The sequence below is a fragment of the Paenibacillus sp. IHB B 3415 genome, assembly GCF_000802655.2.
GTDB lineage: Bacteria > Bacillota > Bacilli > Paenibacillales > Paenibacillaceae > Paenibacillus_AQ > Paenibacillus_AQ phytohabitans.
This window is the reverse complement of record NZ_JUEI01000020.1, coordinates 69,272-90,593: the sequence shown is the minus strand read 5'-3', so window position 1 is coordinate 90,593 and position 21,322 is coordinate 69,272. Positions and strand designations below refer to the sequence as shown.

The following is a 21,322-nucleotide window of genomic DNA, read 5'->3' as shown; positions in this document are numbered from 1 at the left end:
GAAATAGTTGGATCATTTGCGGCAAACGCTAATGATTGATGAAGCTGTCAGAGTGAAGGGTGTTTTATGCCAGTCCGCATATTGATGCTCGATGCGGAAGCCCTGACGGGCTAATACAGAATGCAGCGCATCCTGATCCGTAAATCGGCAAGAAATCCGTGAGGTTGTCCGCTTATTCCCCCAATCCCGAATAGTTACCCAATGCATGATCTGCCGGCTGGCATCGTAGCGTTGAGTGCCTGACACCTTGACGATATTCCCGTCCTTATCTATGAACGATCCCCACCCGGTCTCCTCTTCATCAGCTAACTCTGTGCCCTTGGGGTTACGGGTCTCGAAGGCAAAGATTCCGCCGGGCTGCAGATGCCTGTGAACGGTCGCAAGCAACCCGATCTGGTCTTGATCACTTAAAAATGCCTGAAAGGCATTCCCGGTCAAATAAATCATCGCAAACCGCTTGTCCGATTCAAAGGTCCGGGCATCACTTTCTATGAAAGTAACCGGCAACCCTTCCGCCTTCAGCCGCGCATGGGCCAGCATCGCTGAAGAGATATCTACCCCCGTCATCTTAATGCCGGCTTTCGCCAGCGGGATTGTTGTTAAGCCTGTACCGCAAGCCAGCTCCAGCACTTCCCCGGGATTCGATCTGGCAAGCTCAAGGTAGAACTGATATTTGTCCTCTTCACCACCGAATTCAAGATCGTAATTTACCGGATCCTGATATTCTTCAAGGTTGTCATGTTCAATCAATGTCATTCCCCCAATTCTCCTCCGTCACTTTTCCAACCTTGAAGCTTCATCGTCACTGCGGTGAACATTTGGACTTCAGGCCGCTGTTGTCACCAGATTTCTTGATTAATCCCGCTGTTCGCGGGTGAAATTCGGTGACAAAGGCGGTCGCTACCGCTCCTACAGTTCCAAATTTCCCCTCCGCTTCTTTTGCTTTTTGTTAATTTCTTTAGTGCCTCTTAGATGGCCGCTGTTGTCACCAGATTTCTTGATTAATCCCGCTGTTCGCGGGTGAAATTCGGTGACAAAGGCGGTCGCTACCGCTCCTACAGTTCCAAATTTCCCCTCCGCTTCTTTTGCTTTTTGTTAATTTCTTTAGTGCCTCTTAGATATATTTTATATTTTTTCGGATCATCTGCCTGGTAATTAATAAATATAACCAATTCTTATCTACCCTACGGAGAGCCTTCCCTGAACTTGGCCGGAGTGACTCCGTGGTAATTACGAAAGGTCTGGATAAAATAGGTCGAGCTTCTGTAGCCCAGCTTCTTATAGATATCGACGATCTTCATATTCGTTGTATTCAGCAGCTCAACGGCTTTGTCCATTCTCACCTGCGTGATGTAACGGATGAGACTCTGGCCCGTCTCCTTTTTGAACAAATAGCTTAGATAACTGGGGGTCAAATAGACCCTCTCCGCGATGCCTTCCAAAGAGAGATCCTGATCGTATTCCTTGTCGATTACATCTGTAATGGTCCGGATCAGCTTAAGATTGGCACCCTTCTTGGGGCTCGCTCCGCTGCCGGTTTCCATGAGGGACAGGATCGCAAACATATGATCCTTCAGATCGTGAAGGGAAACGGTCTTATGAATTTGCTCCAAGTAATGATTCATTTCCGCAGGCTCATGGTTTTTCTCGCGCGTCACCACCTTTTTCATAATTTCCGAACAGATGAACTTGGTGTACAGGGACGAGAATTGCCCCTTGGTTCTCAGGTAGGTAAACAGCAGCTCTATACTGTATTTCGCACCGGTAAAATCGTTATACTCCAGACACTGGTAGACCTTATCCAGAATCGGATTCAATTCGATCTCGTCAAAACCCGCTTGCTCAAAGGGTTCATCGGCAAATAGAAGAGTATACTCATCCATGAAAAATTTGAATTCCAGCATCTGCTCCATCTCGGTATAGGCATCATATAGCTGTTCCGGCTGATTCACTGCTCTCCCGATCACCAGACCCACATTCAGCTCCAGGCTCCCGGCGGCGGCGCGGATGATCTGATCTCCAAGCATGCGCAGCGTCTCTTTGGGGATGGGGCGGGGGTGCTTGACGAACAGCATGTTTTGATGCTCGCTCAAGTTCACATAATCAAAGGCGTAGCTGAGGTTATTGTGTAACAGCCTAATGAATTCATCATTGTGAATATCAAAAAACTTCCGGCGGCAATCCACCAGAATCATATGCAGCCAATGCTTGTGATGGACATATTCCAGCAGTTCCGGGGACATCCATGCCTCCGTATTTATTTTCACGCCGTTTAGAGAGTCCAGCAGCATTTTTTCCTTCTCATACAGAAGTCCCCGGTTATACCCCTCCACCAGCTGTTCGTTCCGCATTTTCTCTGCCGCTTTGTCTTCACAGGCCTGGATCGCCTCGCTCACCACACTGAGAAACTCCGGGATATGAACCGGCTTCAGCAAATAATTCGATATGTTGGTCCGCAAGGCTCTTCTTGCATATTCAAACTCATGGTAAGCGCTGAAAATGATCATTTCAATATCCAGGCCCAGGCTGCTGACCTTCTCCGACAATTCCAGCCCGTCCATAAAGGGCATCTTGATATCCGTAATCAGAATATCAATCTTGTGCTTCTGTAGGATCTCCAGCGCAATCTCGCCATTCGCCGCAAGGAGTGTCTCCAGCTCCAGATGGTGCTCCTGTATCAATTGCTGAATGCCCTCTCTCTCAATGCGTTCGTCATCCACAATCAGAATACGGTACACAGCGCACGCCTCCCTTTTTTACACAAGACTCATTTCCACATAGAGTGAACTTGCTTTTCTTCTGTTCCGGGATTGCCGTGACTCCAGAGAATGTTTGGCCCTCCGGCCGCTGTTGTCCCCAGATTTCTTGATTAATACCGCTGTTCGCGGTGGAAATCCGGTGACAAAGGCGGACGCTGTCGCTCCTACAGTGCCAAAATTCTCCTCCGTCACTTTTCCCTGTCTGTATATTTTCAAGTTCAATCTATACAGCTTGAAGCCTATAAATTAGACAAAAAAAGGGCTCCTCTATAAAAGATTCAGCCCTTCTTATGCCCGCCGGAATTTATGTGGTTCTGAATGCAACCGTGCCTGCATTGGCACTGTGGCACAACTGAATAGCTTGTTCTGCCGTATCCGCTTCGCTTCCCCATTGCAGCATATACCGGAATTCATAGAATCCCCCGAGGGTCGCCTTGAAGTTCGTCTCCCAGTAATTGGTCAGCACCCATGCATACAATGAGGTATGGGCATTCTCTTCTTGTTGGCCATGCACGAGCCTTGGGCCGTATTCCAAGGGGCCAGTTTGCATCAGAGGCGTATCGGGAGTCGCGATGGATAGTCCGCCTTGAGGAGACATAATCGCAAGCCCTTCCTGTATACAATAGAAATCCGTACAGGTGCCCGGTACCTGATCGATTCCCGGCCTTAGGACAGCCCCAGTCTTCTCAAACCACAGCTCACTGTTGCCCCTATTATTAAAGGGTAGCGAGACATATACATTCTCAGGGTCCCACACACTATCCTTGTGGATGCGGACAGATACATCGACTCGCTTCTGACCCTTGAACACTTTCAGGAATAACGAATAATGACTCATCCCTTGAACCTGATATTTCAATTCAACGATGCCATAAACCGGGCCATTCGTTATTTCCTTCACACCTGAGAGGATACCGGCAGAACGCTGAACATTCATGCCTTTGCGGTTCCTGCCCATGATTCTTCTCACCGTCATCTGATCGTCACCGCCGCCGGGGGTCACTTCATACACCGGTGTGAAGGCTCCGTGAGTCTGACGGGGATCAATGAATTCCTGGCCGGTTTGTTTATCTATCCAGGAGACGATGCCTTCTCCGGCTCTCCACGCAATACGTACGTAAGCCGATTCAATATGATTCTCCGTGATGAACAGACGGGGGGTCTTCTCCTGCACAGGAGGGAAGATATCCCGTATATCATGAATCCGGTCGGCTCCCCGCAAGCGGGTGCTGCTTGTCGTCACCGGGACGGTCTTCGAGGCTTCCCGGATACTGAACCGCTTCTCTTCCTTCGCCCCCAGCTTGACCATGACCGCTATCTGGTATCCTCTGCTTACCTTCTCCTGCTGATGGTTGACCACTTCTCCGCTCTGCTCATCGACCACCTCGAACCCCTGCCGGAAATAATCCGCTTCCCACTGCTCCTCCAGATAGAAATGAGCCAGATCCTCAACGGTGTAATCGAAGGAATTGATTACTTTATAGATAAATGCCCGGTCTGCCCGTAGCAGCACATCGCCCCGCGCCTTCAGAACCGCATCCAGCGAGGCATGAACCAGTCTGCTGGCATTGGCGGCATACGCCTCTTTGCGGACTGCCAGCTCCTGCACCATGATGTGCCAGGGCTCCGAGATGGAGGAGTGATATCCCCAGGTATGCTCGGCATACATCATTAATTGCTGCTCTGCCTGGGCAATATCGCTTGACGCCGCCATCTTGCGCTCTGGGTCCAGCCGCTTGACTACGTCCAGGGTTCGCTGGGCATTCCTGAAGATCTGGGTGTGCATCGCGGTTGAAGCCACACCATCGGACCACCAGTCCGGCCAGTCACCGCTATAGACAGGAATCTCGGCCTCCTGCTGCCGCAATAGGTCGAAGTACCGGTTAAGCGTTGTCATTTCAATCTCTACATGGTCCCCGTGCTTCTGATTCCATTCCTTGATGAAGCTCATAATTCTCGGATTCGGAGCCGAGTTATCGCGCAGCAGTCCCATGACATTCACTAATACAAAATCGTATGGATATTGCTCCTTCTCCAGCTGTTCCAGATACCGCGAGATTCGGGTTTCCGCAAGCTTCCAGTGATCCTTGGAGATGCCCCATACCGGGTCTTCGTCTTTGATGGTATAGGACAGCGCTCCATCCGGATTGATGCCAAGATCATTCCCCATCATGTAATGCTCACCGCTCCATACTAACAGACGGTTTCCTTTGGGCGTCTCCCAATAGAAGGGGAATTGCTTGCGCCCTACCGCAAACATCCCGTGATGCGTGTGGATACTGGACAGCAAATTCTCGACTCCCGCATCTGCCAGAGCCTGTACGTAACCCCAGCTGTAGCCATTAATATCCGCGGTCATGGCCGACTTCACTTGAAGCCCCAGCGGCCGGGCGAATTGCCCTGCCCGTGCAAGCATACTGCCCAGCAGCTCGAAATTGATCAGTTCCGTCATATTCAGGTAGGTGCCCGATAACTCAATATCCCCGCGTCTGAGCGCGGCTGCAAATTGTTCCTTCTCTGCTTCCGTGGCCTCCTCCAGAAATTTCTCCACGGCCCAGAAGGTTTCACAGGTCCATTTGAAGCCCGCCCATTCCTTACGCTCTTCCGTCTGAGCCGCCTCACAGATCGCAATAGCCTGCCTGATAAAGTCCACGTGATATTGCTCGATCTTCTCTTGCCGCTCGGTGTAGCCAATATCCGTATGGGAATGATGAATCACATAAATCGTCCATTTCTTCTTGTTGTTCATGTTTGATTCTCCAATCAATATGGCATTTTATTTTTCACATTTCCATTATATCCAGCAGGCCAAATGGAAGGATATCCTACTTTTTTTTGAATCATATCAGATTTTTGAGGCTGGAGTGATATCAGCCAGCCCCCACACTTCAAGCTCATAGATCCGCGCCTGAAAATCATTCTGGGCCGGATAAGTAATATATAGTCTGATGTATCTGAACGAACAGCCGTCAGCCTCATGCGCGGTTAAGACAGACTCATTATTCCGTACAGCCGCTATCTGGTCCCACTGCTCTTTGTTGTTGCTTCCCTGAAGCTCATAATCCATCGTGATATAGCCGGGGGCAGGCGAATGCCTGATCACAAATCTCAGAAGATCTCTGCGCTTCAGCAGATCCAGCAGCAGCCAATGGACGGGCTGGGCAGTGTCCGAATGCCAGGAATCCGTGACCCAATTCTCCCCCCTGCCATTCACCGCCTGGCTGGCATGACAGACGGTCTCCGGGTCAAGGCTATACTCACTATCCGCCGATACCTCAGCGCAAGCCGCATAATTCGTCCAAGCCTGTGCGGCATTGTGAGATTCCTGCTCCTTATGATGATGGGCGAGCAGCTTACCGAGCAGAGAGAACAGCTCCGTATCCAGATGTCTAATCTCCTCTGTAAGCTGAAGAATTCTATCCGGCGGCATCAGCTTCCGTCTCAGCGTATCCGCATGGAAGCTGGAGATCAGATGGTATCTGAATTTGATATATTGATCCCGGAACCCGCCGAATATCTGCCCCCAATCTTCATGAGCGGATAACCAGGGCAGCGCCTTCTCGAAGATATCAAACATGATGATCGCCGAGCCGTGATAACTCCTGCGCATGGTTTCGAATTCAACCGCAATGGCATTTGCGTCTTTAAGCCCCTCCAGTAGAGCGACATTGTCGTTGAAACGATCCACGGCTTCTATTAGATGGTTGGTGCGGTTCTTATAGCACTGCACGAAATCTTCAACCAGCTCCAGATAGCTGTGATACTCCGGTGAGCCTATTTTCTCTACGCTAAACAGCTTGTTATAACAATAATTCCTGATTTCCTTGAAAGAAGCATTGGATTTATTCCAGATATCCGCTATCAACTCCTCGGTCAGCTGCAGCTTGAAAAAAGGCTCCCCCTTCATTACATTCAAGGTTACCTCCTTGTTCAGCTGATTCTCCCGGATCACGATCAGCCTTCTGGCGGAATCATATTCCGTGATTAACACGGCATGATCATCAATGACCGACCCGTATTGGCTCAAAAAAAACAAATAGTTGTAGTTGGCAATCATCACGACCGGGCACTGCTGATCAATGTTCATGCGAATCGCAGACAGAAGCTCAGCAGCATCCGAGACCTCAGTTACCTTAAGGGTTAGTCCCAGCTTGTTAAGAATAGTGCGCCTGGAGGCAGCCCAGTCCCCGCCCGCTGCCTCTCCCCAATTCATCATGACTGAATACAAAAAGGTGTAGTAGAAATAGTTCTCATACTGATGAAAGCCCGCGGCACCCGCCATGGGTAAATCCACACAATTGGAATGCATGGTCCGGTAGCCCTCGCTGTAATAGTCCATCTCCAAGGCCACTAACATACAAGATCCTGTGAATCAATATATTCTCTCCACTTCTGAAGACTGTACAGTTTATCTATATCGAGAAATTCCGGGCTAACCTCTATCGAGAAATGCTCTTCCATGACAACCACAAAATGAATAAACAATAGCGAATCCATGCCATAGCTTCGCAGGTCCGCGTCCATACCTGCATTCTTCAGATGGGGAGCACCGCCGGGCAATTGAATGAGTATGTTACGAATCTCCTGTTCTCTGTCATCCATAATTCACAGCCTCCCCGTCCGGTCTATCTTCCATGCCGGGCTGCTGGGCATGCTTCCTCCTGGCAATCTCATAGATAGTATTCATGGTTGCCACTCGTTCATAGGATTCGGATAAGGGGATATTCTCTCTTGCGCCCCCAAGAACCTCAGCCAAAAACCGGAGCTGGTTCACATAGTAATTCTGCGGGGAGTATACTAGCTTATCTGTTGTTCCCTCTTCCGTATGTTCAACCTGAATGACGATCTTGTAATCCCCATAGCAAGGCTTGAAAAAACCGCTGATCCTTACCTTGGCCCGCTCAAACTCCAGCCAGTGGGTGGCATTGTTCGGCATTTCAAAGGAACCCAGGAATTCTGCCTCGACGCCCCCTTCATATTGCAGCGCCGCATGAAAGGTCCAGTCGCATTGATTGATGCCTGAGAATGTCGAGAATCCGTCCAGTGCCTGCGGCTTTAAACCAATGACCTTCTGGATAAATTGCAGCCAATACGAGCATTCGTCGATGAAGCAGCCGCCTCCGTACTCCGGCTTGAACCGGTAATTATCCGCGCTATAGTTGCTTTGCAGAATTTCAAAGGAGATTCGGGTTCGGATTTTTTTTAGCTTGCCGTATTTTTCAGTTGCTATCATGTCCGTGATCTCCTGCTGCCACGGATGATGCTGCACCATTAGCGCTTCAAGGACATGTACACCCTGTTCCTTGGCTCGTTCATTGATTAACAGAACCTCATCGGCATGTAGAGCCATCGGTTTTTCAATCAAGACATGCTTGTTGGCCTCAATCGCCTTCAGCGTCCATTCCTTATGCAGGAAATTGGATAACGGAATATAGACCACATCAATGTCCGCCGACTTCAGCAGTTTATCGTAGCTTTCAAAAACATGCGGAATATGATGCTTCAGCGCATAGGCTGTGGATCGTTCCAAATCACGCGATGCTACAGCATAAGTTACAAATTGATTAAGCTCCCTGACCGGGTTAATGATCGAGAACGGAGCTATTGTTGAGCAGCCCAAAATTCCAATACGATATGGCTTCTGAGTATTCATACCCTTACCTCCTGTGATCCCGGATATCTAGCCGCCTGAGCTGTTGTAATTACGAATCGCTTTGGACCAGATCCATCTCGTGATTCCCAGCAATAGGACTGGGGCCAGAATGGCCCAGAGGAAGAGGCCCTGATGTAACCGGTCCAGAACGAATAATGGTGAAAAGTTAGTAATCAATAGAACAGGGATAACAAATATCCCTATACGCTGAATCCATTTGGAGTAGATCGACATTGGCATGTTATTCAGCTCGAACAGCCCGTTGGAGATGTCATTTACAGCAGCAATTTGAATAAACCAGAACGATAATAATTGCGGAATCAGGAACAAAGTGTAGGTCACGAACAGCCCCAGCACGAGGAAGAAGATGAACCCGCTTATTGAAGCAACATCGACCGGAAGCCCCAGTCTTCTCCAGCCCACCACAACCATGGTCACTCCGCCCAGCACATTCGGGATCGCCAGACCAAAGTCAACATTCCGTAATGTCATCATAAATTGCAGGGAAATCGGCTTGGTTAACAAAATATCGAGTGACCCTGTTCTTACATGCTCAGGGATCTGCACGAAGTTGATGGCAAACAGTCCCCAATACAACCCCGTCATCAAGGTGTAGGTGCCAATAAACAGCAATATCGCATCAATGGGCACGCCATCCAGTGTAAGTCCCGCCTCATAGACAATAATCACATACAGGAATTTGGCGAACAGATAGGAGGTCTCCACCAGCAGACCCATCAGGAAATTAACTCTATACTCCATTTGGGACATCAGGGAATTTTTGATGAACAAGGTATATATGAAACCGTACTTCCGGAGTGATTTGAGCATCGGGTTCACTTAACCCCCTACGGCAATATATTTCTTGATCGCCACTTTCCAAATATAGCGCGTAAGCATCATAATGAGTCCAATCCATAACAGTTGAAGCTCTATTACATGCAGCGCCTGAAGCATGGTCAGCTTGCCATTGATTACATTCACCGGCATGTAGATCGTATACTTGAACGGCAAATAGTCGAAGACGGCCAGCCATTTCGCCCCAAAAATATCGAGCGGGAAAATCCCGCCGCTAAAAATCTGAATCAATAACGCTGTAACATGAAAAAAGTAAGAGACATCGGTTAACCAGAAGGCAATCGCACTGACCGAGAATGAAATCATGAAATTAAGCACAACCGCCAGTATGAGCACGACACCAAAAACCAGTATGCGCGATACGCTGATTGGCGCTTTGAAGTAATAAACCATGAACAGCACCACGCTCAGCAGCATGATTAACGTAATGGCAAAAGAGAGGACCTTTCCGCCAAGGTAGACACATATTTTATAAGGAAAATAACCGATCGGCCGCACCAAGTATTTATTGAGTCCCCCGCTTTTAATATCATGGTTAATGTCATATTCCAGACCCGTAGCAACCAGCCGTGAGATCAGGGCAGCTACAATGGTGTAGACGATCATTTGGCGGTAGGTATAGCCATATAAGTTCACATTGGAGGCATGGCTATATACCGCCTTCCACAGGAAGAGCTGAATGAAGATAGGGAAAAAGAGACTGGCAAAACCCATAAAAAAGTTGAAGCGGTATTCCATGGAGTTCTGGATTCCCAGCGAAAAGCTGACGGCAAATTTATTGTTCATCCGCGCGGCTCCGGCTGTTCATATAATCGTGCAATGGCTTCCTCCAGGGGAATGTCCTCCAGATTCAGATCAATGACGGGAAAGTGATCCATGGCCATTCTGGAATACTCCTTGAACTTCGCACGCTCCACTTCGAGAATGACATCATAGCCGTTGTATTCTTTAATTGAACCCAAAGCTGCTAAAGCTTGCCGGTCGACGATGGCCGAGAAGGTCAGCTTCATTAGCTTTTTCTCGTTCATGACCTCATTGATTTTGCGGATTTCCCCGTCATACACCAGCTTGCCTTGATTGATCACGATGGTCCGCTTACACAGGTCTTCAATATCCTTCATATAGTGGCTCGTAAGCAGCAGGGTCGTGCGGAATTCATGATTGTAAGCCTTGAGGAACTCGCGGATGTTCTTCTGTGACACCAGATCCAGGCCAATGGTCGGCTCATCCAGAAAAATAATCCTGGGCCGGTGCAGTAAAGCAGCGATCAGCTCCATCTTCATTCGTTCACCCAAGGACAGTCTTCTGACCTGTACATGCAGCAGGTGTCTGACATCCATCAGCGCAACTAACTCGTCAAGTGTATCCTTATACTTCTGATCGCCGATTTCATAAATACACTTGTTTAAATACAGGGAATCGCTTGCCGGCAGATCCAGCCACAGTTGGTTTTTTTGGCCCATGACAATGGAAAATTGCTTTTTGAAGTCATTCTTTCTTTCCCAGGGAATGTAGCCCAGTACCTCCGCGCTGCCGCCAGTCGGATACAAGATGCCGGAGAGCATTTTTAAGGTTGTGGTTTTGCCTGCTCCGTTCGGACCCAGAAAAGCAACCATCTCGCCTTCATTAATATCAAACGAGACCTTGTTCACGGCATCCTTGGTTAATTTCTCCCTGTGGAACAGATTCTTGACCGAGTTTCTGATTCCCGTTTCTTTTTTGTAGTAGTCAAAGGACTTGCTCAATTGATCCACATGAATGACCATACCGGCATCCCTACTTTGCTATGGTTATCAATCTTATGAACGGGCTGTACATCCGGATATGCTCCGGCTGCAGACAAAATATATTCTGTGCCTGTAACTCCGCAGCGCTATCCAGCTCAACAAGCTCATCTGCGGCCAGTTGAAAGAGCTGATACTGATACTCCTTCAAAAACCGGAATACATCACTTATCGAATTTCCGAACCGCAAAGCCAGAACTTCCGTCGCTTCCAGCATTAGCAGGGGCTTCTCATGATGCTGCTGCAAATACTGTTCCATTCCCTTTAATGCTTTTAATTCGCCGCCTTCAATATCGATTTTCATCAGGTCAATGTGACTGATATGCTGCTGCTCAATGTACGTATCCAGAGTTTGCACCCGGCAACGGTAGGTTTCATGCTGCAAGGCCCGGTCAATCACTAAGGCAGCATCCTCAGACCCGCTTTTTACAGGCAGATAGATCTCTGCTTCACCGTTATAGTCAGAGAGCGCGAGCTGATTTAGAACTACATTCTGCAGCTTGTTTAATTGGATGTTTCTTTCCAGTTCGGAGAATGTGGGGCTTACCGGCTCAAAGCTATGAACTTTGCCCCTCTGCCCCACCGCTTGTGCGAATAACGTGGAATACCATCCATAATTCGCCCCGATATCAAATACTTCAAATCCTTCACGGATCAATACGGACAATAACCGGCTCTCCTCGCGCTCCACAAATCCATCCCGCATAAGAAACCCGAGACTGTTAATATATTGGGTATCCCAATAAAAGCGTCTCCCGTCCGTCAGCCTGATCCGGGTTTCCTCTTTGAGAATTTCAATCTGCTCCACCTGCTCTTTAAGCGCCCGCCTAAGCAATGTAACGGCAGCTATCCTTTTTTCCCAGAATAGCCGCTCGATCTGCTCAACCCTTGTTTCACCCGGCATCCTCAGCCTCCTGTAGTATAGGAATGTAAATAAGCAAGCTCATCCTCCGCAATTTGCTTCAGATGCTTCACGGTAGCCGTTACCCCTCTGTCCAAGCTTATCGTCATCTTCATAAAGCTCACTTCAAGCTTCCTCCACGCTGAGCCAAGGTGAGCATAATCCATGGTGCTGCAGGTGCCGAAATGCCTTAACCGCGATAGAGCAATCGTGCGGATGCAGCCAAACTGTTGTTTGAACACAGGATTATCCATTAAATTCTCCGGCCCCCTATAAGCTCCAACATACATGATCCGTTCCGAAATTTGGGCAAAGGTGCGGGGGAGCAACTCTTCATAGGGCTGTGTTGTTAAGTAAGGCCGGATAGAGTTCAGATCAGGATTCAGGCTCAAGGGCGAGCTAATTTCCATAACCGGTTCGCCGAAGGTGCGCCATGCTTGCTCCACGCAAGTCCTGTCTGCCAATAGGCTTTTTTTGAAATAAGGATCTGTAACTCTCAGGCTCTGATCCGTTACCGCTTCAGCAAGCACATAATGCAGCATATGGTCATTCTCGTAAAATTCCTTCATATAGGACACATAATAGGCGTCCACCGGCAGCAAATACATCCGTCCACTAACCATCGAGTCTAAACGGCAAGGCTTCAATTCAACCCCATAAGCGCGCCGGATAAAGCTAAACAGCTCATTCACCGGCACCGTACCGTCGAACCAGTCATAGCCTGCATAATAATTAATGGAGAAATTATACCTGTACAGCGGATTTGGATCGGCATGATGAACAGACAACCACAATGTAACCGCATTCAACAAACAATCATAAGGGCCTAGGGGAACCACCCAATCCATCACTTTGCGGCTCACAGCGGAATTCTTCGTTATAGCCTCCATTCTTATTTTCCGTGAAGATACAGCAGAATGCATTTGGAGCATACCGGCATCAGGCCGCACTGCAGGGTTTCCCGGACCCTTTCAAAATTCTCGCCATCCCATATCTCTTTGAGATCCTGGTCCGCCAGATTCCCCAAGGAGAACTCCGGAAATAATTTGCAGGCACTGACTTCACCGTCAGCCAGCACATCCAGTCTGGTGCGGATCGACAAGCATTGCGTTTTATTCTGGGCAGGCTTCTCTGAACCCAATACAAAGTCTCGTACTTCATCCATTTCAAGCGCGGGCTGATACCGTGTTCTTAAGTTCCAGGTTCGCTGGTTAATCCTCTCCATTTGTGCAAGCAGCGGTTCAATCCTGTCGGGCGATATTTTATATTTGAACGAATGCCAGCTATTGCGGTGCCCTTCCTCCAGATCCTCCGCCAGCCACTTGAAATGTTCGTTGAAATAGCGGTCCATATTACTCGATACCTCATCCGGCAAATACCACGGGAAGGTAATATACACCGAGTCAATTCCTTTATTCTCAAAAAATTCAACAAAATCATACAGCTTATCAATCATGACATCGCTAATGGTCAGATGGATGGAGATTTTCCCTTGGTAGATGCCCTCCTTCTCCAGCTCCAGCAGCTTATCAATGCCCGCCATTACCTTCTTGAAGGTGCCCTTTCCCCGGATCGCATCGTTCTCCTCTTCGAAGCCTTCCAGACTGATCAGACAGACCAGACTTTTGGACATTTTGAGGATGGAATCCAGCTTCTCAATGATTTGAATTCCATTTGTACATAGTACCGTCCATCTGGGGTCCTTCTCCAGCAGGTCGGCCAATTCATTGAAACGGCTGTAGTACAGAGGCTCTCCTCCCCAAAGGAACATATTGGCGTTCGTTTCTTTGGTTTGCCGGAACACTTTTTCAATCACAGCGAAATCTAGTTCTTCTCTCTGCTCGGCTCTGCCCAAATCCCGGTGATACCCCTCAGCGTTCCATTCGAAACAATGCTTACAGCGCAGGTTGCAGCCATTGGTTAATTTAAGCCCGACCTCCACAGGAAGATTCGTTGAATACGTTGGGTCGAGATGAACCTGCTTGTGCGTGACCGACATATGTTTAATGGTTTTCTTCAGGCGCTCAAAGGAATCCCTGTCCAGAACTACGGATGTTTGCGGCTGTCTCATCAAAACACCTCCCGTAATGTAACACTTGAGTCTTATAGCTTTTTAAGTTCTCACTACATGCCTCCAACATCTCAAGCGGACAACCCATACTCATCCATTTCTCATACCCTATGCCGAACCCAAGCTGCTCCCATAGCTCGGCATTGTTGGCTTCATGTTCACCAAGCGGCTCCAGGAAAATAACCGGCGTGGAGGATTCCAGCGAATCCAGCAGGGTTCCTCCCCCCGGCTTGCTGATAATGGCCTTCGAGTTGCAGATCACCTTATAAAAGCTATGCTTCTCCCGGGTATCCTCGTTAAAGCACTGATTGATAATTTCACCGAATGGCGGTAGGGTATATTCATTGTCTTCGTTCTTCATCCAGGGCGACCAGCCCGGCTTCACCATGTAGTAACGGTGGCCGGCTCCATAAGCCTGATCATCCGCCAGCTCATGAATGACGATGTTCAAATCCAGGGAGTGATTCAGCTCCGCTGCCGTCTCCTTGTAGGTCCCCATTCCCCAGCCGCCGCCATGGATGACGAACCGGTGGTCACGTTCCTTATAGTCCTTAGGGGCAGCATGACCCATGGAAATACTGTAATTCACCCGCCCAGACGCCCCGTCAAAAAACCAGACATCGTTCACCGTAAACAGATCGTTCCGGATATTGTTGGAATAGAGCTTCCACGATGGAGATATGACTGCATCCATATGAATCAGCTCGACATGCACATCCTTGCGGTAACTCTTCGCGTACTCTTCCAGAACAGGCATCCAGAATCCCGAGAAAACCATAAACACCCTCCGGTTCTCTTCCGCCCACTTGCCTAAAAGCCGGGTTACCAGCTGCGGGTCCAGATTCGGTGTGATATCCCTGATCATTCTGTGACCCAGCTTGGCTACTTCAAATCTCGTAGAGAAAACCTTTTTATTTTCGGTTAATTTCAGTCTTATTTCGGGCGGATACAAGCTTTCCAGCACTTCCAGATCGGCCTCATATGACCTGCTTAGCTCGTCACGTAACAGGACCGCAGGTGTATATACCCCCAATGCGACAGATGAGCATAAAATGGTAATCATTTGTCAGCTCCCTCTTTTTACGATCAAGACTGGTCAGTTATAAACCTTAATGGTTAGAGACTTCAAGACGTCCTTCACCCGCTGGATTAGCGTGAATGCTTCACTCACATCAGAGGCATAGGGAGCAGCTACAAAAAGCTTCCCCTTCCGCCATTCAAACTCCGCGTCAGCGAATACGGTATTGCCGGAGCCGAACAGCGTGTTTGCGCCCAGCGGTATAATTCCTTGCCTGTTCTCTTGCGTAAACAACAATCCGCTTGCTCTTAGAACCTCCAGAACCTGCAGCATGGTCACTTCCGTGGAGCAGCCTGCCGAGATAAAGGTCAAAAAGCTGAACAAGGAATACTGCTGTAAATCGTTATTGAGATGATGGTTAATCAGCCCCATGGACTTTCTGGCATTAATCTCAACGATGGGCACCAGCTCACCGCTTGCCAGCAGCATGGAATCTATACATACCTCGCCGTGATAGCCTGTCTCGAACAAGTCCTTGCAGGCACTTTCCATAATGCTGAAATAACCCTTGTCCCGGAGCATCCGGGTAAACCCGGAACCGGCAGGATAGGAGCCTGCATAAGAGAAGGCTTCATTCACCATTCGTTGAACAGACAACAATTCCGCTTCCCCCTGCTCTGTTATGAACAGCTGACAGGAGAAATCCTCCGTTTTATCAAGCAGGGGTTCGATAATGAACTGTGTTTGTTTGCCTCTATTCTCTTGCTCTTGCAGATAGGCGGCAATTCTTCTCAGCATTCTCTCGCTTGAAATTAACATATTGCCTTTGCCTGAGACACCCAGCGGGTCCTTCACCAGCACTTGTCCGGTCCGTAGCAGCAGAAGGCCGTAGGTCAGCAGTTCCTCAGCACTTTCAGCTATCGAGGAACTATTGCGAATGCCCAATCTTTGTCTTAATTCATGAGAATAGGTCTTTGAATTCACTGCTCGAACTGTATCTAAGGAGGGAAAATGATTACCAAAACTGAACCTGCGTACTACCTCATTGGCATCAGAAAGAATAGAATAGGGAGAGATTATAGCATCTTGCGGGAGTAGCTGCTGGTAGTAGCCTGCATCAGCCATTAGAAGATCAAACACATGCAGCCTGTAGTCATCCGCATGAACGGGATTTCTGCAATGAATAGGGGTGAAGGTATAGCCGAGCAGCGATAAATAGCTTCTAAGATGCTCGTCCATGGGCTGCCGGGTGAACAGAATGTCCTGCTCCTTGCATAACGGAAACAACAATTCATCCATGCCCATCGTCACAGCTTGGCTGCTGTTCATTGAAGGAAGCATAGATCCATGCGGACTCCGCCACCACGCCTCGGAATCAAAGGTGCCTAGAACTACGGTTGACTTCATAATGAAGCCCCCTTACGAAGCAGTTTGCGTGGCTGTGATGAACCCCATGAAATCCCCGATCGACTGGAAATCCTCATAGGCAAAGTGATCAAAATCAAACTCAATTTCAAATTCGTCTTCAATCCGGAGAATGAAATTAATCATTTGTAAGGAATCCAGACCCACATCATTCACAATATCGGTGGCTTCAGTGGCAGTGAGCAACAGCTCTGGATTGTTCTTAATTTCACTCAAGATCCGCACAATGGTCTCCTGCATATTACAATTCCCCCCGCATGATGAATTTTAATAAGGAATTCCTTACCAATAATAATACAATCCTATGGTTCCAGCTTCTAACTCACATTTTTATGAAATGTATAGGTTTTTTATTGGATTGATATCTAAACCCTCACCTGCCGGTTCGTCCTCATATAAATCCTGCCACAGAGCAAGGAATCGCGAATGCAAACGTGCTGCCCTGTTCGCTGGTATCCATAAGCCATACTTTGCCGTTCATTAGCTCAGCCAGCTGCTTACAGATGGAGAGCCCAGTCCGGCTCCGCTATAGCTTCCCGGTGAGCGTCTTTCATGAATTTGCGAGAAGGAGCGGAACAGGTTGGCTTTCTGTTCTACAGGCAGTCCAATGCCGGTATCCTTAACTTCAATGGAGAAGGTGACCCGGTCTTCCGCAGCGGCCTCAGTTTGCACAATTAGGCATACCTCACCCTGCTCAGTAAATTTAAGCGCATTGCCCACCAGATTGGTGAGAATTTGACTGATTTTATTGCTGTCCCCCAGCAGAGCAGGCTCATCTCTATGTTCATTGCCATAGACGGCATGTAGCCTTATCCCTTTCTTCTCAGCCTCCGTTGAGAACAACTGCACGACATGGGAGACCACATCACGGATGTGGAAAGGGTTGCTCTCCAGCGTCATGGTCCCGGCTTCCATTTTGGAATAATCGAGAATCTGATCCATCATCGCCAGCAGATTGCTGCCGCTCTTCTCTATCACATCCACGTACAGCGTCTGCTCTTCGGACAGCTCTGTCGTCTGCAGCAGACTCGTCATTCCAATCACCCCGTTCATCGGTGTACGGATCTCGTGACTGAGTACGGCCAGCAAATTATTTTTATCCTCAAGCACTTGAATGGCCTGTTCCTCCGCAGCTTTCAGTTGGGTAAGGGTCGATTCCATTTCCAGCAGATCCGTATAAAAAGCCGACAAGGACAGCAGCAGCTCCACATCCCGCTCCTGATACTGATAGAAATTCTGGTCGAATGAACATAGTGAACCGTAGAACTCCCCTTGTTCATTACGAATCGGCACTCCGATAAACGAACATCCCCCCACGAACTGTGTCGCATCCATATCCCGGGTCAGCGGGTGGGTCAGATTATTATCTATTAAAAGCAGACCTTGACGCATGCTCGGTAACCAGGGCACAATACGATTCCTTATTATCCACCAACCAGCCCCTCGACCAGCATGATCTTATCCCGGTTAAATGATTTGAGCACCTTGGTGGACAGGCTGTCCAGATTGGCAATGCAGAAAGTATTCGCCGGGATTAGCTTACTCGCAGTATCCATAACATTCGCTACCGAAGATATAATTGAGCATTATCCTACAACATTCTGAATGAGATATGATACATTATTAGAGATGCGCTGCACGAAATTCAATGACAATGGAGAATAGAATGAGAAATTTCACGAATGATACCGCCCGTAAAATATTAGCCAATGAAATTAGTGTAGAAACATTATTACAACAGTATCCGGAGTATCAGGCGGAGGTACTGCAAGAACTAAGTATACTAAAAAGCACTAAGAATTCTAATCTAATTCCTGCCATTCTTGATAAATATACGGCAAGTGCAAAGATGGCCAATCATAAAATTTCCAAAAGCGGCTTTAATGAAAAAACAGTTAATGCCTTTCTGCCCAATGTGATTAAGGCCCGATTTGCCATCCATCTGCTGGAGCAGCTAAATATAACGGCTTCTTCAAAAACTCCTGCCGGAAATGTAAAGTTCAACCTCTGGGACGGCATGATCTTACAAAAGCTTTTATTCAAAAAGGGGCTTGAACGAAAGCCGGTTTCTCTGGGCCTATTCAGGCTGTGTTGGCGGATTCTCCTGAATAAAAAGATATTAATGCCCCTCGTCAATAAAAAAGGCATCTATTGTTTCTATTCAAAGCCTTTAATTAACGAACTCTCAAGCTTGATAGGCGATAAAAAATGTCTTGAAATAGCTGCAGGCGACGGTACGTTAACCAGGTTTTTGAACGAAAAAAATATCAACTGCACAGCAACAGACGACTATAGCTGGAAGCACTATATCGATTACCCCGGCTTCGTGGAACAGGCAGATGCCAAAGCTGCCCTTCATAAATACAGCCCTGAAGTAGTACTCTGCTCTTGGCCGGTCCCTAAAAACCCGTATGAAAAACATGTATTTAAGACGGATTCGGTTGACTTATATATCGTTCTTGGAACAAAGGATCCTGCGGTGACTGGAGATTTCGACGCTTATTACAGCGCAGATAAGTTCACAATGGAGCTCAGCGAGGGATTGTCCTCCCTCCTGTTACCCCCTTCGCCTGCTAATGCTGTTTATATTTTCAGGCGGAAATCTGTTTCCTCCTAGGATTGAAGTTTCATAATGACCCTCCCGGAATGAACTTCTGCAGCCTTACCAGAATGGCCGCTGCCTGCTCACGCACCAGAACCTGCTTCGGCTCGAAGCGGCCGCCGCTGCCGGTCATTACTCCGTGTTCATTGACGGCTTGAATCGCCTGGCGGCTGGCCAGAGTCAGGCCTGTAACATCAGCTAAGCCCATACGTTCAGGACTACCGTACGTGGTCAGCTGTGCAGCTTGGACAACCATGACCGCCGCTTCTTCCCGTGTAATACCGCGGTCCGGCTCAAACTTCCCCGAAGAGGGGCTAAGGATGCCGAGTTCCACGGCCTTGGCAACCGTACCGCTATACCATTTGCCTGACGGTACATCGGTAAATCCGGAAGCAGTCTTGGAATCCGGGAACTCATGCAGCAGCCGCAGCAGCAGGGTAAGAAATTCAGCCCGGGTCAGCTTTTGCTTCGGTGCAAGCACATTCCCGCTGGCACTCACCCCCTGGATATATCCGCTGCTCAGCGCCATAGCGAGATCATCCCGTGCCCAGGCAGCGACTTTACCGGCATCCTTAAAGCTGGCCAGTTCGGGTGAAGTAATATGCAGCGCAAACGTACGCTTGGCTAACGCCGGAGCGCCATCTTTCCGGTACTTTGTAATCTGCACAGGATAGACGCCAGGCTTCATTCCGGCAAAGGATACCTTTCCGGCGCTGTCGACGACTACGCTGGTCCCCTGAAGAGTTACCGTCACCCCAAAGGCCGGAAGGCCGCCTAGATGACTGTTGGATTTAGTGATTCGCAGCGAAAACGGTGTATGGGCAGTAGCAAAACTTCCGCTCTGCTGGCCATACTGGTCCTTCCACTCCACCGTTATCTGGTCTAATAGCTCCGTGTCATCGGCATAGTACACCAGCAATTGGTTGCCGTCACCGACCGTCAGCCTGGATGAAATGTTCTCAGGATACAGCCAGGCGCTTCCCCCGCTGTAAACGGCCATTTTCCATTCTCCGCGTCCGTTGTACCGTCCGTTCTGAATCCCTTCAATAGCTGTGAAGGCCGGTTTGGCGGCATCTGCATTCAGCTTATAAGCAAGACCTTTGGACTGTAAAAAAGCTGCGGCTGCCTTCACCGCATCACCGCCCGTTATCCGTCCGCCGGCAAGCGTTCCGCCGGGGCCTTCCAACTGGATCACTGCCCGCTCAGGTCCGGCATGATGCAGTCCGCTGTACAGAAGTCCTGCCTGTTCCGCCAAAAGCTTGTATGAGGTCAGGGCAAGATAGCCGTTCACCGTGGCCGAACGGTCACTTGTGCCGCCCGCCATTTGCGCAAAGCCGCCGCCCGGGAGCTTCGCAGACAGCAAATGGTCCAGCAGCGATGCGCCGCCTTCTCTCTCAAAGTCTGCCGCATCCATTCCCAGGGAGGATAGAGCAATAATGACTTGCGCCGTGGTCTCAGTCTTGCCATCCAACCCGCCGTCCGGCTGCTGCTTGTCCCTCAGCCACTGCACAGCCTTCTCTACAGGCTGCTCCGTTAGTTCCGTTCCAGCTACCGAAGCCAGCGCCGTGAGCACCCGCGCTGTTGACGCCGGATCTCCACTACTCTGGCCGGCCATGGACCAGCTGCCGTCCGCCAGCTGCATGCCGAGCAGCTGATAGAGGATCATATCGGGATAACGGTTCGTCCGCTCATAAGTATTGAAGGTGGAGTTATTCGTAGTAATATAAGCGGCAGCTACGACGGCTGCCCCTTCTGAATCAAGACCGGCATGGTTCATGAGCAGCGGATACAAATCAATGCCGGCGATGTTGTTGATATTCCCGCCCGCAGCACTATAAGCCAGCGCGGTCTGAATCAGATCGGACGCCTTGGCGAACTTGCCCCGCTGCTCCAGAATCCGGTCTGCGGTCCTCTCCAAATATCCCTTGGGCAGACTGCGCCCGTTCTTGAAGAAGCCAACGGCCGCTTCGTCCGGAAACGGCTGCTCAGCCAGCAGAACACGCTCTGCCCCGTCAAGCAGCTCCTGCATTTCCGCTGTGAAATGCACCGTCGCCTTTGGTCCTGCAGAAGGTTCCGCCATTGTTACCTTTCCATCCAGCAATAATAGCAACATACATAATGCGATAAGTGCAGTCTTCCGGATCAACCCGTTCATTGGTGCTGCTCTCATATCTATTCCCCTCCAGTGCGGTTTGCTAATTCTATAAGGTTAGACGCAGATGGTTGGGATTTTGTTCCTTACCTGGAGCAG

18 protein-coding genes and 1 pseudogene are annotated in these 21,322 nt (G+C 49.0%); 1 reads left to right on the top strand and 18 read right to left on the bottom strand.

Features of this window, described 5'->3' with window-relative positions:
* Positions 1-12 precede the first annotated feature (12 nt).
* The 17 genes and pseudogenes from QW71_RS11255 to QW71_RS41810 all read right to left on the bottom strand — a co-directional run bounded on the left by QW71_RS11255 (position 13) and on the right by QW71_RS41810 (position 18,025).
* Positions 13-756, bottom strand: a complete 744-nt coding sequence (locus tag QW71_RS11255) for a class I SAM-dependent methyltransferase (RefSeq protein ID WP_083442507.1) — start codon at positions 754-756, stop codon at positions 13-15.
* A gap of 428 nt (positions 757-1,184) precedes the next feature.
* Complete coding sequence (locus QW71_RS11250) at positions 1,185-2,738, bottom strand: response regulator (RefSeq protein ID WP_039297506.1); 1,554 nt, start codon at positions 2,736-2,738, stop codon at positions 1,185-1,187.
* A gap of 325 nt (positions 2,739-3,063) precedes the next feature.
* Positions 3,064-5,508, bottom strand: coding sequence for a glycoside hydrolase family 38 C-terminal domain-containing protein (locus QW71_RS11245; RefSeq protein ID WP_039297502.1), 2,445 nt, complete (start codon positions 5,506-5,508; stop codon positions 3,064-3,066).
* Positions 5,509-5,604: 96 nt separating this feature from the next.
* A complete protein-coding gene (locus QW71_RS11240; RefSeq protein ID WP_039297498.1) occupies positions 5,605-7,116 on the bottom strand; it encodes a discoidin domain-containing protein in 1,512 nt (503 codons plus the stop codon).
* On the bottom strand, positions 7,110-7,361 hold the full coding sequence (locus QW71_RS11235; RefSeq protein WP_039297495.1) for an acyl carrier protein: 252 nt from the start codon (positions 7,359-7,361) through the stop codon (positions 7,110-7,112). Before QW71_RS11235 ends, QW71_RS11240 begins: the two co-directional genes overlap by 7 nt.
* A complete protein-coding gene (locus QW71_RS11230) occupies positions 7,354-8,412 on the bottom strand; it encodes a Gfo/Idh/MocA family protein (RefSeq protein WP_047013735.1) in 1,059 nt (352 codons plus the stop codon). Before QW71_RS11230 ends, QW71_RS11235 begins: the two co-directional genes overlap by 8 nt.
* 27 nt (positions 8,413-8,439) lie before the next feature.
* Entirely contained in the window at positions 8,440-9,243 is an 804-nt protein-coding gene (locus QW71_RS11225; RefSeq protein WP_039297620.1) for an ABC transporter permease, read from the bottom strand.
* Between the two features lie 9 nt (positions 9,244-9,252).
* The gene (locus QW71_RS11220; RefSeq protein WP_039297491.1) at positions 9,253-10,056 is read right to left on the bottom strand and encodes an ABC-2 family transporter protein; all 804 of its coding nucleotides are present in this window, start codon (positions 10,054-10,056) and stop codon (positions 9,253-9,255) included.
* On the bottom strand, positions 10,053-11,036 hold the full coding sequence (locus QW71_RS11215; RefSeq protein WP_039297488.1) for an ATP-binding cassette domain-containing protein: 984 nt from the start codon (positions 11,034-11,036) through the stop codon (positions 10,053-10,055). The genes QW71_RS11220 and QW71_RS11215 overlap by 4 nt, the downstream gene beginning before the upstream one ends.
* Before the next feature lie 10 nt (positions 11,037-11,046).
* Positions 11,047-11,958, bottom strand: a complete 912-nt coding sequence (locus QW71_RS37930) for an FkbM family methyltransferase (RefSeq protein WP_052769983.1) — start codon at positions 11,956-11,958, stop codon at positions 11,047-11,049.
* Positions 11,959-11,960: 2 nt separating this feature from the next.
* Positions 11,961-12,845: a hypothetical protein gene (locus tag QW71_RS11205; protein ID WP_039297485.1), complete on the bottom strand. Its 885-nt coding sequence runs from the start codon at positions 12,843-12,845 to the stop codon at positions 11,961-11,963.
* Between the two features lie 2 nt (positions 12,846-12,847).
* Positions 12,848-14,026: a radical SAM protein gene (locus QW71_RS11200; protein WP_039297483.1), complete on the bottom strand. Its 1,179-nt coding sequence runs from the start codon at positions 14,024-14,026 to the stop codon at positions 12,848-12,850.
* On the bottom strand, positions 13,980-15,089 hold the full coding sequence (locus tag QW71_RS11195; RefSeq protein ID WP_039297481.1) for a hypothetical protein: 1,110 nt from the start codon (positions 15,087-15,089) through the stop codon (positions 13,980-13,982). The genes QW71_RS11200 and QW71_RS11195 overlap by 47 nt, the downstream gene beginning before the upstream one ends.
* Before the next feature lie 33 nt (positions 15,090-15,122).
* On the bottom strand, positions 15,123-16,451 hold the full coding sequence (locus QW71_RS11190; protein WP_052769982.1) for a hypothetical protein: 1,329 nt from the start codon (positions 16,449-16,451) through the stop codon (positions 15,123-15,125).
* Positions 16,452-16,463: 12 nt separating this feature from the next.
* Positions 16,464-16,709 (bottom strand): acyl carrier protein, encoded by a 246-nt coding sequence (locus QW71_RS11185; protein ID WP_039297479.1) that lies wholly within the window; start codon positions 16,707-16,709, stop codon positions 16,464-16,466.
* 151 nt (positions 16,710-16,860) lie between these two features.
* Positions 16,861-17,522 (bottom strand): annotated as a pseudogene (locus QW71_RS41285) (ATP-binding protein).
* Positions 17,523-17,893: 371 nt separating this feature from the next.
* Positions 17,894-18,025 (bottom strand): hypothetical protein, encoded by a 132-nt coding sequence (locus tag QW71_RS41810; RefSeq protein ID WP_268794613.1) that lies wholly within the window; start codon positions 18,023-18,025, stop codon positions 17,894-17,896.
* A 110-nt stretch (positions 18,026-18,135) separates the two neighbouring features.
* Here QW71_RS41810 and QW71_RS11175 point away from each other — a divergent pair, with 110 nt between their 5' ends.
* Complete coding sequence (locus tag QW71_RS11175) at positions 18,136-19,086, top strand: hypothetical protein (RefSeq protein WP_039297477.1); 951 nt, start codon at positions 18,136-18,138, stop codon at positions 19,084-19,086.
* A 10-nt stretch (positions 19,087-19,096) separates the two neighbouring features.
* Here QW71_RS11175 and QW71_RS11170 read toward each other — a convergent pair whose 3' ends face one another.
* Positions 19,097-21,241, bottom strand: a complete 2,145-nt coding sequence (locus tag QW71_RS11170; protein ID WP_039297476.1) for an S-layer homology domain-containing protein — start codon at positions 21,239-21,241, stop codon at positions 19,097-19,099.
* Positions 21,242-21,322: the final 81 nt, after the last annotated feature.

Excerpts from the sequence above, each read along its gene's own strand:
- QW71_RS11255 (WP_083442507.1), bottom strand. The coding sequence starts at position 756 with ATGACATTGATTGAACATGACAACCTTGAAGAATATCAGGATCCGGTA.
- QW71_RS11245 (WP_039297502.1), bottom strand. The coding sequence starts at position 5,508 with ATGAACAACAAGAAGAAATGGACGATTTATGTGATTCATCATTCCCAT.
- QW71_RS11240 (WP_039297498.1), bottom strand. The coding sequence starts at position 7,116 with ATGTTAGTGGCCTTGGAGATGGACTATTACAGCGAGGGCTACCGGACC.
- QW71_RS11235 (WP_039297495.1), bottom strand. The coding sequence starts at position 7,361 with ATGGATGACAGAGAACAGGAGATTCGTAACATACTCATTCAATTGCCC.
- QW71_RS11230 (WP_047013735.1), bottom strand. The coding sequence starts at position 8,412 with ATGAATACTCAGAAGCCATATCGTATTGGAATTTTGGGCTGCTCAACA.
- QW71_RS11225 (WP_039297620.1), bottom strand. The coding sequence starts at position 9,243 with ATGCTCAAATCACTCCGGAAGTACGGTTTCATATATACCTTGTTCATC.
- QW71_RS11220 (WP_039297491.1), bottom strand. The coding sequence starts at position 10,056 with ATGAACAATAAATTTGCCGTCAGCTTTTCGCTGGGAATCCAGAACTCC.
- QW71_RS11215 (WP_039297488.1), bottom strand. The coding sequence starts at position 11,036 with ATGGTCATTCATGTGGATCAATTGAGCAAGTCCTTTGACTACTACAAA.
- QW71_RS37930 (WP_052769983.1), bottom strand. The coding sequence starts at position 11,958 with ATGCCGGGTGAAACAAGGGTTGAGCAGATCGAGCGGCTATTCTGGGAA.
- QW71_RS11205 (WP_039297485.1), bottom strand. The coding sequence starts at position 12,845 with ATGGAGGCTATAACGAAGAATTCCGCTGTGAGCCGCAAAGTGATGGAT.
- QW71_RS11200 (WP_039297483.1), bottom strand. The coding sequence starts at position 14,026 with ATGAGACAGCCGCAAACATCCGTAGTTCTGGACAGGGATTCCTTTGAG.
- QW71_RS11195 (WP_039297481.1), bottom strand. The coding sequence starts at position 15,089 with ATGATTACCATTTTATGCTCATCTGTCGCATTGGGGGTATATACACCT.
- QW71_RS11190 (WP_052769982.1), bottom strand. The coding sequence starts at position 16,451 with ATGAAGTCAACCGTAGTTCTAGGCACCTTTGATTCCGAGGCGTGGTGG.
- QW71_RS11185 (WP_039297479.1), bottom strand. The coding sequence starts at position 16,709 with ATGCAGGAGACCATTGTGCGGATCTTGAGTGAAATTAAGAACAATCCA.
- QW71_RS41810 (WP_268794613.1), bottom strand. The coding sequence starts at position 18,025 with ATGGATACTGCGAGTAAGCTAATCCCGGCGAATACTTTCTGCATTGCC.
- QW71_RS11175 (WP_039297477.1), top strand. The coding sequence starts at position 18,136 with ATGAGAAATTTCACGAATGATACCGCCCGTAAAATATTAGCCAATGAA.
- QW71_RS11170 (WP_039297476.1), bottom strand. The coding sequence starts at position 21,241 with ATGAGAGCAGCACCAATGAACGGGTTGATCCGGAAGACTGCACTTATC.